The following is a 12005-nucleotide window of genomic DNA, read 5'->3' as shown; positions in this document are numbered from 1 at the left end:
GGCGGCCCCTGCGGCGTGATCCGCACCGGCGGATCGCGCCCGCTTCCCGCCGGGCGGCCGGGGCGCCGCTCCGGCGGGCCTGCCTCGGGCGCCGGAGCGTTTGCCGTGAGCCCCGGCTCGTGGCGAAGGCTCCGGCCGTCTCCCATGAAGGCGCCTCATTGATGCTGCGCGAGCCATGGGCCAGATCCATGGCATGCGCATTCCGGACCTCGACCTCGACATGCTGCGCTGCTTCGTCACCGTGGCGGAGCAGGGCGGCTTCACCGCCGCGGGCGGCGTGCTGGGCCTCACCCAGTCCGCCGTCAGCCTGAAGATCAAGCGGCTGGAGGAGCTGGTGGGGCGGCGGGTGCTGGAGCGCACCAGCCGCAGCATCGCCCTCACGCCCGAGGGCGAGACGCTGCTCGCCTATGCCCGCCGCATCCTGGCGCTGAACGACGAGGCGGTGCGCCGCCTGGTCGCCCCGCCCCTCGCCGGGCGGCTGCGCCTCGGCGTCGCCGACCATTTCGTGCCGCGCAGCCTGGCGCCGCTGCTCGCCCGCTTCGCCCGCACCTATCCCGCGGTGCGGCTGGAGGTGGAGGTCGGGCGCAGCCACGAGCTGCGTGCGGCGCTGGAGCGCGGGGCGCTCGACCTCGTGCTCGGCAAGCGCCGCGACGGGGAGAGGGAGGGCCGCCCGATCTGGACCGAGCATGTCGCCTGGGTCGCGGCGCCGGGCTGGACCCCGCCCGAGGACCGGCCGATCCCGCTCGCCATGCTGCCCGCGGGCTGCATGTTCCGCGACCGCGCGCTCGCCGCGCTGGCCCGTGCCAACCTGGCCTTCGAGGTGGTCTATACCTCGGCCAGCCTGCTCGGCGTGGCGGCGGCGGCGCAGGCGGGGCTGGCGCTGACCGTGCTCGGCCGCAGCGGCCTGCCGCCGGGCCTCGTGGAAGTGCCGGGCCTGCCGGAGCTCGGCACGGCGGAGATGTGCGTGTTCGGCGACCTCGCCGGCCGCGGCCAGCTCGTCGAGCCGCTGATCCGCATGATCCGCGAGACGCTGACGGGGCCGGAGCAGGCGGCGGCCTGACGGCCCCGCCCTCAGCGCAGCAGCGCCGGCAGCAGCGCGTCCAGCCGGAGGCGCCCCTCCTCCGTCGCCCGCAGCCGGCCCTCGGGGGTCCAGGCGAGGTAGCCCTCCTCCAGGCAGGCGGCGAGGATCGCGGGGTCCACCGCCTCCTCGAGCGCGCGGCCGCTGCGCGCGCGCAGCCGGGCCGGGTCCACCCCCTCCGCGAGGCGCAGCCCCATCAGCAGCGCCTCCCGCGCCCGCTCCTCGGGAGAGAGCGCCTCCTCGGCGGTGATGGCGTGGCCCTGCCGCTCCACCCGCGCCAGCCATTCCTCCGGCGCGCGGTGGCGGCGGGCGGCGCGCAGCGTCCCCCCGAGCGTCAGGCGCTGATGCGCCCCCGGGCCGATGCCGAGATAGTCGCCGTAGCGCCAGTACTGCAGGTTGTGCCGGCTCTCCGCCCCCGGCCGGGCGTAGTTGGAGACCTCGTAGGGCAGCAGGCCGAAGCGCGCCGCCTCCTCCGCGGTCGCGGCGTAGAGCCGCGCGGCGGCCTCGCCATCGGGCAGGGCGAAGGCGCCGCGCGCGTGCTCGGCGGCGAAGCGCGTGCCCGGCTCGATGGTGAGCTGGTAGAGGGAAAGGTGGTCGGCGGCCAGCGCCAGCGCCTCGCGCAGCTCGGCCCGCCACGCCGCCTCCGCCTGGCCGGGGCGGGCGTAGATCAGGTCGAAGGAGAGGCGGGGGAACAGGCCGCGCGCCAGCTCCAGCGCCGCCACCGCCTCGGCCGCGCCGTGGCGGCGGCCGAGGAAGCGGAGTTGGTCCTCGCGCAGCGACTGCACGCCGAGCGAGAGGCGGTTCACCCCGGCGGCGCGGAAGGCGGCGAGCGTCCCGGCTTCGGCGCTGGTCGGATTGGCCTCGAGGGTGATCTCGACCTCTGGCAGGGGGTCGAACAGGGCGCGCGCATCCGCGATCAGCGCCGCCGCCGTCTCGGGCTCCATCAGGCTCGGCGTGCCGCCGCCGAAGAAGATGCTGGCCAGCGGCCGGCGGCCGGCGCGGGCGGCCTCGAAGGCCAGTTCGCGGCGCAGCGCGGCGCGGAAGCGGCCCTGGTCCACCCGCTCCCGCACATGGCTGTTGAAGTCGCAATAGGGGCACTTCGCGGCGCAGAAGGGCCAGTGGATGTAGAGCGCCAGGGGTTCGGCCATGGCGGGGATATGGGGCGCCGGCGGGGCGGGCGTCGAGCGCGCTGCTTGACCCGGCCCGGCCGGCATCCCCATAACCCGCCCGATGGCCCAGATGGCGATCCTGCGAATTAGCGGCCCGGCCTTCGCCCGCGCCGGCCGGTAGCGGACCACCGCCCGAGGCCGGGGCGAGGGCCGGGGACCCCTGCCCGCGCCACGCCCGCACGACCCGCCGCCGCCCCGCCGGCCGCCCGGAACCGCACCGATGACCGACAGCCCCGCCGACGCCGAGACCCGCGACTATCGCGGCACCGTCTTCCTGCCCCGGACCTCCTTCCCCATGAAGGGCGACCTGCCGCGGCGCGAGCCGCACTGGCTGGAGCGCTGGCAGCGCCTCGGCCTGTGGGAGCGGCTGCGCGAGCGGTCGCGGGGGCGGGAGAAGTTCGTGCTGCACGACGGACCGCCCTACGCCAACGGGCCGCTGCACATCGGCCACGCGCTGAACAAGATCCTGAAGGACGTGATCAACCGCGCCGCGCAGATGGCAGGCAAGGACGCGGACTACGTCCCCGGCTGGGACTGCCACGGCCTGCCGATCGAGTGGAAGGTCGAGGAGGAGTACCGGGCCAGGGGCCAGGACAAGGATGCGGTGCCGGTGCTCGACTTCCGCGCCGAGTGCCGCGCCTATGCCGAGCACTGGCTCGGCGTGCAGCGGCAGGAGTTCATCCGCCTCGGCGTCGCCGGCGACTGGTGGCGGCCCTACGCCACCATGGACTTCGCGGCGGAGGCGGCGATCGCGGCCGAGATCGGCAAGTTCCTGATGAACGGCTCGCTCTATCGCGGCCTGCGCCCGGTGATGTGGAGCCCGGTCGAGAAGACCGCGCTGGCCGAGGCGGAGATCGAGTACCACGATCACGTCTCCCCCACCCTCTGGGCGCGCTTCCCGCTGCTGCGCGCCGCCGCGGCGGACCTGGTGGGCGCGAGCGTGGTGATCTGGACCACCACCCCCTGGACCATCCCCGGCAACCGCGCCGTCGCCTACGGGGAGGAGATCGACTACGCGCTCGTGCATGTGGAGGGGGTGGCGGAGGGCAGCCAGCTGCGCGTGGGCGAGCGGCTGCTCGTCGCGCTGCCGCTGCTGCCGCAATTCGAGAAGGACGCGGGCCTCGGCGCCCATACCATCCGGCGCGTGCTGAAGGGGGCGGAACTCGCCGGCGCCGTCGCGGCGCACCCGCTGCGCGGGCGCGGCTACGAGTTCGAGGTGCCCCTGCTGGCGGGCGACTTCGTCACCACCGAGGCCGGCACCGGCTTCGTCCACATCGCCCCCGGCCATGGCGAGGACGACTTCGCCCTCGGCCGCGCCCACGGCCTGCCGGTTCCGGAGACGGTGAACGACGACGGCACCTTCACCGACCAGGCGCCGGGCTTCGCCGGGCTGCACGTGTTCAGGGCGCATGAGGCCATCTACGCCGCCTGCGAGGCGGCCGGGACGCTGGTGGCGAAGGGCAGGCTGACGCACAGCTACCCGCATTCCTGGCGCTCCAAGAAGCCGGTGATCTTCCGCGCGACGCCCCAGTGGTTCATCGCCATGGACGACGCCAACCGCATCCGCGAGAAGGCGCTGGCGGCGATCGCGGCGACGCGCTTCGTCCCCGAGGCGGGGCGGAACCGCATCGGCAGCATGGTGGCGGCGCGGCCGGACTGGTGCATCAGCCGCCAGCGCGCCTGGGGCGTGCCGATCGCCGTCTTCGTCGAGCGGCGCACCGGCGAGCCGCTGCGCGACGAGGCGGTGATGGCGCGCATCGTCGCCGCCTTCCGCGAGGAGGGCGCCGATGCCTGGTACAAGCCGGGCGCCGCGGCGCGCTTCCTCGGGCCGGGCCGGAACCCGGACGAGTACGAGCAGGTGACGGACATCGTGGACGTGTGGTTCGAGAGCGGCTCGACCCATGCCTTCGTGCTGGGCGAGGCGGGCGGGCGCGGCCTGCCCTTCCCGGCCGACCTCTACCTGGAGGGCTCGGACCAGCACCGCGGCTGGTTCCACTCCTCGCTGCTGGAGAGCGTCGGCACCAACGGCGTCGCGCCCTTCCGCGCGGTGCTGACGCACGGCTTCACGCTCGACGAGCAGGGGCGGAAGATGTCGAAGTCGCTCGGCAACGTCACCGCGCCGCAGGAGGTGCTGAGGCAGTACGGCGCCGACATCCTGCGCCTGTGGGTGATGAACACCGAGTTCACCGAGGACCAGCGCATCGGGCCGGAGATCCTGAAGCAGCAGGCGGAGCTCTACCGCCGCATCCGCAACACGCTGCGCTGGCTGCTCGGCAACCTCGACGGCTTCACCGATGCCGAGACGGTGCCCTACGCCGCGCTGCCGGAGCTGGAGCGCTGGGTGCTGCACCGCCTGACCGAGCTCGACGCGCGCCTCCGCCGCGCGGTCGAGACGCATGACTGGACCGGCGTCTATCCCGAGATCCACGCCTTCTGCGCCACCGACCTCTCGGCCTTCTACTTCGACATCCGCAAGGACGCGCTCTACTGCGACGCGCCGGACAGCCCGCGCCGGCGCGCCGCGCGCACGGTGCTCGACGTGCTGCACCGCTGCCTCTGCGCCTGGCTCGCCCCGGCGCTGGTGTTCACCGCGGAGGAGGCGTGGCTCGCGCGCTTCCCGGACGAGGAGGGGTCGGTCCACCTGCTCGACTTCCCCCTGGTGCCGGAGGGGTGGAAGGACGCGGCGCTGGCGGAGCGGTGGGCACGCATCCGCGCGCTGCGCGGCCTGGTGACGGCGGAGCTGGAACGGGCGCGGGCGGCGGGGGAGATGGGCGCCAGCCTGCAGGCGGCGCCGGTGCTCCACCTGCCTGCCCCCGACCGGGCGCTGCTGGCGCCGGAGGAATGGGCGGAGGTCTGCATCGTCTCCGGCTTCGCCCTGGCCGAGGCCGAGACGGAGCCGAGGGCGGTGTTCCGCCCCGCCCCCGGCGCCAAGTGCGAGCGCTGCTGGCGCGTGCTGCCCGAGGTCGGCGCCTCCCCCCGCCATCCCGGCCTGTGCCGCCGCTGCGAGGCGGTGGTCGAGGCGCTGCCCCGGCAGGCGGCGTGAGCGGCGCGGCGATGCGGGCGGCGGTGGGCGCGCGGGGCCGGCTCGGCCTCGGCCTCGCCGTGGCGCTCGCCCTGCTGGTCGCCGACCAGCTCAGCAAGTGGTGGATCCTGGAGGTGGCGCGGCTGCCGGAGGTGCGGCACATCCCCCTCCTCTCCCTCGGGCCGGTCGGGCTCGACCTCACCATGGTCTGGAACCGCGGCGTCACCTTCGGGCTGCTGGCCGGGGAGGGGCCGCTGAACCACCTGATCCTGGCCGTGCTCGCCGCCGCCATCGCCCTGTTCCTGCTGCGCTGGATGGCGCGGGCGGAGACGCGGCTGGTCGCCGCCGCCCTCGGCGCCGTCATCGGCGGCGCGGTCGGCAACATCATCGACCGGCTCCGCTTCGGGGCGGTGGTGGACTTCGTGGATGTCCACGCCTGGGGCTGGCACTGGTACGTCTTCAACCTGGCCGACGCGGCCATCGTCTGCGGGGTCGCGGTGCTGCTGGCCGATGCCTTGTTCGGCCGCCGGGCGCAGACTAAGGATTCGCCATGACCCTACGCCGCCCCCTGCACGGGCTCCTGGCCCTGGCCGCGCTGGCCGCGCTCGCCGCCTGCGGGCCGAACACGGCGCGCCAGTTCGGCTTCACCCGCGACGCGCCGGACGAGTTCCAGGTGACGACGCGCGCGCCGCTCTCCATGCCGCCCTCGCTCGGCGATCTGCCCTCGCCGCGCCCCGGCGCCGCCCGCCCGCAGGAATACACCCCCCGCCAGGCGGCGGAGGCGACCCTGGCGCCGGGCGCCCTGCTTGGCGGCAGCCAGGTGCCGACGGCGGGCGAGGCGGCGCTGCTCGCCCAGGCCGGCGGGCCGGTCTCCTCCGACATCCGCCGCCGGGTGGACGAGGAGAGCCTGCGGCTCGAACGCGGCGACCGGGCGCTCGTGGACCGGCTGATGTTCTGGCGCGAGCCCGAGCCGCCCGGCATCGCCGTGGATGCGCGGCGGGAGAGCCAGCGGCTGCGCGAGAACGCCGCCCTCGGCCGCGACCCGACCGAGGGCGAGACGCCGGTGGTGCAGCCGCGCCGCAGCAGCAACCCGATCACCCGCCTGTTCGAGAGCATCTTCTGACCCGGCCGGGGCGCGCCCCCACCCTTTGCGCCGCGGGACGCGCGGCCCATCTGGAGGCGATGCCGCCGATGACACGCCGCACCGCCCTCCGCACCGCCGCCGCCCTGCCCGCGGCGCTGGCGATGCCCGCCATCGCCGACCCCGCCCTCGCCCCCGACCGCCAGGCGGAGGCGCTCGCCGAGCGCCCGCTGTTCGGCGCCCTCGCCTGGACCGAGGCGAACGGGCTGCGCGTGGTGCTGGCGGAGAGCCGCCGGGTGCCCGTGGCCGCGCAGTACCTGTTCTACGCCGCCGGCGGGGGGGAGGACCCGCCGGGCCGCTCGGGGCTCGCGCATTTCCTCGAGCACATGATGTTCAAGGGCAGCCGCAACGTCCCCCCCGGCGCCTTCTCCCTCGCCGTGGCGCGCGAAGGCGGGCAGGACAACGCCTTCACCTCCCGCGACGTCACCGCCTACCACCAGCATGTCGAGGCCTCCCGCCTGCCCCTGGTGATGCGCATGGAGGCCGACCGCTTCGCCGCCCCGCTGATCCCCGAGGACCAGGTGGAGCCCGAGCGCGCCGTGGTGCTGGAGGAGCGCCGCCAGCGCACCGACAGCAACCCCCGCGCCCGCTTCGTCGAGGCCTTCGACGCCGCCCTCTGGGGCCCGCAGCACTGGCGCGGCCGGCCGATCATCGGCTGGGAGGAGGAGATCCGCGCCATCACGCGCGAGGACATGCTCGCCTTCTTCGAGCAGCGCTACGCCCCCGCCAACGCCGTGCTGGTGGTGGCCGGGGACGTGCGGGAGGCGGAGCTGCGCCGCCTCGTCGAGCAGTTCTACGCCCCCGTCCCCGCCCGCCCCCACCGCGCCCGCGACCGCGCCCCGCCCCCCGCCGCGCCGCTCGAGCCCCGCCTGGTGCGCGAGGACCCGCTGGTGCGCGAGGCGCTGCTGCTGCGCAGCTTCGCCGCGCCGAGCCTGACCTGGGGCGATCCGGACCAGGCCTGGGCGCTCGAGGTGCTGGCGCATCTCCTCGGCGGCGGGCCGGGCAGCCGGATGCATGCGGCGCTGGTCGAGACCGGCCTCGCCACCACCGCCGCCTGCTCCTACCACGGCGAGGTGGCGGGGGCGGCGACCTTCGCCCTCTCCGCCACCCCCCGCCCCGGCGTCGCGCCCGACCGGCTGGAGGCGGCGCTCGATGCGGTGCTGGAGCGGCTGCTGCAGGAGGGACCGACCGCGGCGGAGCTGTCGCGCGCGGTGCGCCAGATCACCGCCGGCGCGGTGCTGACCCTCGATTCCATCGGTGCCGTGCCGCGGCTGATCGGCAGCGCGCTCGCCATTGGCCTGCCGCTCGAACTGGTGGAGTTCTGGCCGCGCCGGCTGCGCGAGGTGACGCTCCCGCAGGTGACGGAGGCCGGGCGCGCCGTGCTCGGCAACGGGCTGCACGCCACCGGCTGGCTGCTGCCCGGCCCGGCCGCCCCGCAGCGGGGAGGCCCGGCGTGAGCGGGCGCGGCTTCACCCTGCCGATCCAGGAGGTCCGCGCCGCCGGCCTGACCGCCTGGCTGGTCGAGGACCACGCGATTCCGGTGGTCGCCCTCTCCTGGTCCTGGCGCGGCGGCGCCGCGCTCGACCCGGAGGGGCAGGAGGGCACGGCCGGCATGGCCGCCGCCCTGCTGACCGAGGGGGCGGGACCGCTCGGCGCCGTCGCCTTCGCCGATGCGCTGCGCGACGCCGCGATCGGGCTCACCTTCTCCGCCGGGCGCGACAGCTTCGACGGCGGCTTCCGCACCCTGGCCGACGCGCTGCCCGAGGCGGTGCGGCTGGCGCGCCTCGCCATGGCCGAGCCGCGGCTCGACGAGGACGCGGTGGAGCGGGTGCGCGCCCGCGCCATGGCGGCGGCGCGGCGCACGCTGGAGACGCCGCGCGGCCAGGCCGGCCGCGCCTTCTGGGCCCATGCCTTCCCCGCCCACCCGGCCGGGCGGCAGAGCGGCGGCACCGAGGAGAGCCTCGCCGGCGTCACCATCCCGGCGCTGCGCGCGGCGCTGGACCGCCAGATCCACCGCGAGGGGCTGCTGATCGGCGCCGCCGGCGCCATCACCCCCGCTCGCCTCGCCGAGGCGATGGAGGCGCTGTTCGCCCCCCTGCCGCCCGGCGCGCCGCCCGCCCTGCCGCCCCTGCCGCCCTTCCGCCCCTTCGGGCAGGAGGTGATCGGCCTCGCCTCCCCGCAATCCGCCGTGGTGTTCGGCCAGGACGGGCTGCCGGTGCGCGACCCGGAGTGGGAGGCGGCGCAGGTGGCGCTGCGGGTGCTGGCGGGGGGCGGCTTCACCTCCCGCCTGATGCAGGCGGTGCGGGAGCGGCGCGGCCTCGCCTACGGCATCGGCGCCGGGCTCAGCGTGCTGTTCGGCCACGCCGTCATCGCCGGCAGCGTCGCCACCGAGAATGCCCGCGTCGCCGAGACGCTCGCGGTGCTGCGCGAGGAATGGGCGCTGATGGCGGCGAACGGCCCCTCGGAGGCGGAGCTCGCCGACGCCGTCGCCTTCCTCACCGGCTCCATGCCGCTGCAGTTCAGCGACAGCCGGCGCATCGCCGACACGCTGGTCGCCATGCGCCAGAACGGCCGGCCGCTCGACTGGCTGGAGGGGCGCGCGGCGCGCCTCGCGGCGCTGACCCGGGGGCGGGTGGCGGCGGTCTCGGCGCGGCTGCTGCGGCCGGAGACGCTCTCGGCGGTGGTGGCGGGGCAGCCGGTCGGGCTGTAGGGGGAGGGCCGGGGGCGCGGATCCGCCCCCCGGCATGGTGCCGCCACGGGCGGAACGGGCCCGGGCGCGGCCCCGCAGGCGCTTGATCGGCCCCTCTCCCGGGGCCGCTGGTATAAGCGACCGGACAGGGAGAAGGAGGAGCGCGGGCGATGGCGGAGAGCGTGGCGGCGTGCTGGGCACGGATCGGCGCCCTGGCGGGCACCCCTCGGCGGGACGGCTCGGCGCCGGGCGCCATCCGCCCGCTCTTCGCGGCCGATCCGGAGCGCTTCGCCCGCTTCTCCCGCCGCGCCGGCGAGCTGCTGCTCGACCTCTCCAAGACCTCGCTGACCGAGGAGGTGCTGGCCGCGCTCCTCGACCTCGCCCGCGCCGCCGAGCTGGAGGGCAAGCGTGCCGCCATGGCGGCGGGGAAGAAGGTGAACGCCACCGAGGACCGCGCGGTGCTGCACATGGCGCTGCGCGCCCCGCGCCGGGCCGCCTTCCGCGCCGGGGAGGAGGACGCCTCGAAGGAGGTGCACGCCACCCTCGCGCGCATGCGCGCCTTCACCGAGGGCGTGCACGGCGGCGCCATCCGCGGCGCCACCGGGGAGCGCTTCACCGATGTGCTGAACATCGGCATCGGCGGCTCCGACCTCGGCCCGGCCATGGTGGCCCGCGCGCTGTGGACCCCGGCCTGCCCGATGCGCGCCCACTACCTCGCCAATGTGGACGCCCATGCCTGGGAGGAGGTGCGGCCCCGCCTCGACCCGCGGCGCACCCTGGTGCTGGTGGCCTCCAAGACCTTCACCACCCAGGAGACCATGACCAACGCCGCGCTGGTGCGGGAGTGGCTGCGCGCCGCGCTCGGGCCGCAGGCGGTGGCGGAGCACATGGCGGCGCTGTCCACCAACCTGCACGCCACCTCGGCCTTCGGCATCCGCTCCGACCGCGTCTTCCCCTTCCGCGACTGGGTGGGCGGGCGGTTCTCCCTGTGGTCCTCGATCGGCCTTTCCCTCGCGCTGGCGCTCGGTTGGGAGGGGTTCGCCCGGCTGCTTGCCGGGGCGCGGGCGATGGACGAGCATTTCCTGTCCGCGCCGCTCGCCGACAACCTGCCGGCGCTGCTGGCGCTGGCGGAGGTGTGGCACGTCAACGGCCTCGGCTACCCGGCCCGCGCCGTGCTGCCCTATGACGAGCGGCTGGCGCGGCTGCCCGCGCATCTGCAGCAGCTCGAGATGGAATCCCTCGGCAAGCGGGTCACCCTCGCGGGCACGCTGGTGGCGCACGCCACCGGCCCGGTGGTGTTCGGTGAGCCGGGGACCAACGCGCAGCACAGCTTCATGCAGCTGATCCACCAGGGCACCACGCCGGTGCCCTGCGATATCATCCTGGTGGCGCGCCCCGACCACCCCCACGCCGACAGCCACCGCAAGCTGCTCGCCAACGGCCTCGCCCAGGCCGAGGCGCTGATGCGCGGCAAGACCGCGGCCGAGGCGAAGGCGGAGATGCAGAAGGCGGGGCTGGCGGAGGCCGAGGTGGCGCGCCTCCTGCCGCACCGCGTCTTTCCCGGCGACCGGCCGAGCGCGGCCATCCTGCTGCCGCACCTCGACGCCTTCACCCTCGGCCAGCTTGTCGCGCTCTACGAGCACAAGGTGTTCTGCCTCGGCGCGCTCTGGAACATCAACGCCTTCGACCAGTGGGGGGTGGAGCTCGGCAAGCAGCTCGCCGGCGCCATCCTGCCGGAGCTGGAGGCGGGCGCGCCCCGGCCCGGCGCGCACGACGCCTCGACCGAGGGGCTGATGCGGGAGATCCTGGCCGCGGCCCAGGGCGGCTGAAACGGCCCTTCCCGCCGCACGCATGGGCGCCATCCGCATCCTCCCCGAGACCACCGCCAACCGCATCGCCGCCGGCGAGGTGGTGGAGCGGCCGGCGGCGGTGGTGAAGGAGCTGGTGGAGAACGCCCTCGACGCCGGCGCGACCCGCATCGCGGTGACGCTGGAGGAGGGCGGCATCGGCCGCATCCTCGTGGAGGATGACGGCGCCGGCATGGGGCCGGAGGACCTCGCCCTCGCCGTGGAGCGGCACGCCACCTCCAAGCTGCCGGAGGAGGCGGCGCTGTTCCGCATCGCCACCCTCGGCTTCCGCGGCGAGGCGCTGCCCTCGATCGGCGCGGTGGCGCGGCTTGCCATCACCTCCCGCCCGAGGGGGGGCGATGCGCACGCCATCCTGGTCGAGGGCGGGCGCAAGGGGGCGGTGGCGCCCGCCTCCGGCGCTCCCGGCACGCGGGTCGAGATGCGCGACCTGTTCCACGCCGTGCCGGCGCGGCGGAAATTCCTGCGCTCCCCGCGCGCCGAGGCGGAGCAGGCGGTGGAGGCGGTGCGCCGTCTGGCGCTGGCCTGGCCCGGCGTCGCCTTCCGCGTCGAGAGCGAGGGGCGGGAGGTGCTCGCCCTCGCCCCCGCCGACCGCGAGGGGCGCATCCGCGACCTGCTCGGCTCCGATTTCGCCGCCGCCGCGGTGCCGGTGGCGGCCGAGGCGGGGGGGATGGCGCTCTCCGGCCTCGCCGCGCAGCCCGCCTACACCCGCGCCACCGGGGCGGAGCAGCACCTGGTGGTGAACCGCCGTCCGGTGCGCGACCCGCTGCTGCGCACGGCGCTGCGCGTCGCCTACCGCGACCTGATCGCCGCCGGCCGCCACCCGGTCGCGGCCCTGTTCCTCGAGATCCCGCCCGAGGCGGTGGACGTGAACGTCCACCCGATGAAGACCGAGCTGCGCTTCCGCGACGAGGCGGCGGTGCGCGGGCTGCTGATCGCGGCGCTGCGCCGCGCCCTGGCGGCGGGGGCGGGCGGGGCGGTGCCGGCGCCCTCCCTCCCCCGCCCTGGCGCCTGGCGCCGCCCCCCGCCCGCCGCGCCGCT

Annotated in this window: 9 protein-coding genes; 8 read left to right on the top strand and 1 reads right to left on the bottom strand. The window is 76.1% G+C overall.

Annotation, left to right across the window (positions count from 1 at the left end; genetic code table 11):
* Positions 1–175: 175 nt before the first annotated feature.
* Entirely contained in the window at positions 176–1060 is an 885-nt protein-coding gene (locus ET526_RS11165) for a LysR family transcriptional regulator (RefSeq protein WP_240048362.1), read from the top strand.
* 11 nt (positions 1061–1071) lie between these two features.
* Here ET526_RS11165 and hemW read toward each other — a convergent pair whose 3' ends face one another.
* The gene (gene hemW / locus ET526_RS11160; RefSeq protein ID WP_135467779.1) at positions 1072–2226 is read right to left on the bottom strand and encodes a radical SAM family heme chaperone HemW; all 1155 of its coding nucleotides are present in this window, start codon (positions 2224–2226) and stop codon (positions 1072–1074) included.
* A 241-nt stretch (positions 2227–2467) separates the two neighbouring features.
* Between hemW and ileS the strand changes: the two genes are divergently transcribed.
* From ileS to mutL, 7 genes are all read left to right on the top strand, one after another.
* Positions 2468–5290, top strand: a complete 2823-nt coding sequence (gene ileS, locus ET526_RS11155) for an isoleucine--tRNA ligase (protein ID WP_135467778.1) — start codon at positions 2468–2470, stop codon at positions 5288–5290.
* A gap of 11 nt (positions 5291–5301) precedes the next feature.
* Positions 5302–5823, top strand: coding sequence for a signal peptidase II (gene lspA, locus ET526_RS11150; RefSeq protein ID WP_135467847.1), 522 nt, complete (start codon positions 5302–5304; stop codon positions 5821–5823).
* Complete coding sequence (locus ET526_RS11145; RefSeq protein WP_135467777.1) at positions 5820–6392, top strand: DUF3035 domain-containing protein; 573 nt, start codon at positions 5820–5822, stop codon at positions 6390–6392. Before lspA ends, ET526_RS11145 begins: the two co-directional genes overlap by 4 nt.
* Before the next feature lie 68 nt (positions 6393–6460).
* Positions 6461–7867, top strand: coding sequence for a M16 family metallopeptidase (locus ET526_RS11140; protein WP_240048361.1), 1407 nt, complete (start codon positions 6461–6463; stop codon positions 7865–7867).
* A complete protein-coding gene (locus ET526_RS11135; protein ID WP_135467775.1) occupies positions 7864–9120 on the top strand; it encodes a M16 family metallopeptidase in 1257 nt (418 codons plus the stop codon). Before ET526_RS11140 ends, ET526_RS11135 begins: the two co-directional genes overlap by 4 nt.
* 149 nt (positions 9121–9269) lie before the next feature.
* Entirely contained in the window at positions 9270–10928 is a 1659-nt protein-coding gene (gene pgi / locus ET526_RS11130) for a glucose-6-phosphate isomerase (RefSeq protein ID WP_135467774.1), read from the top strand.
* 22 nt (positions 10929–10950) lie between these two features.
* Positions 10951–12005: DNA mismatch repair endonuclease MutL (mutL, locus tag ET526_RS11125; protein ID WP_135467773.1), on the top strand; the 1055-nt coding region annotated here is incomplete at its 3' end.

Source organism: Crenalkalicoccus roseus, from assembly GCF_004761865.1.
GTDB lineage: Bacteria > Pseudomonadota > Alphaproteobacteria > Acetobacterales > Acetobacteraceae > Crenalkalicoccus > Crenalkalicoccus roseus.
The sequence above is the reverse complement of the archived record's forward strand: the minus strand, read 5'-3'. Positions and strand labels throughout refer to the sequence as shown.